This is a genomic window from Chromohalobacter sp. HP20-39 (assembly GCF_033052815.1).
GTDB lineage: Bacteria > Pseudomonadota > Gammaproteobacteria > Pseudomonadales > Halomonadaceae > Chromohalobacter.
Genome location: NZ_JAWHTP010000711.1, coordinates 1 through 269, shown reverse-complemented (window position 1 = coordinate 269; position 269 = coordinate 1). Strand labels below are relative to the sequence as shown.

The 269-nt window shown below is 61.7% G+C and carries 1 protein-coding gene; it reads left to right on the top strand.

The genetic code is table 11. The features are described from left to right. Positions 1-269: IPT/TIG domain-containing protein (locus RVY79_RS19800; protein WP_317466274.1), on the top strand; the 269-nt coding region annotated here is incomplete at both ends.

Sequence of the window (269 nt, the reverse complement as noted above, 5' to 3'; positions counted from 1 at the left end):
CACGCCACTATGGGTTCGGTGCGCAAGGGCCGGACAGCAGCGTCACGATTGGCGACCAACCCGCGATCATTCAGTCGTGGAGCGATTCTCAGATCAAGGTGCTGGTGCCTCCCCTGACTGCGGACCAATCGAGTTGCCCGATCCAGCAGCCCGGACAGCCGCAGGCCACTTGTGGTGAACTGGTGATCAACGCGGACAACGGCAAGAGTTCGATTGATGCGGTGACCGTCACCATCGGCGGCAAGACGCCCACCTATGTGAACGGCGAG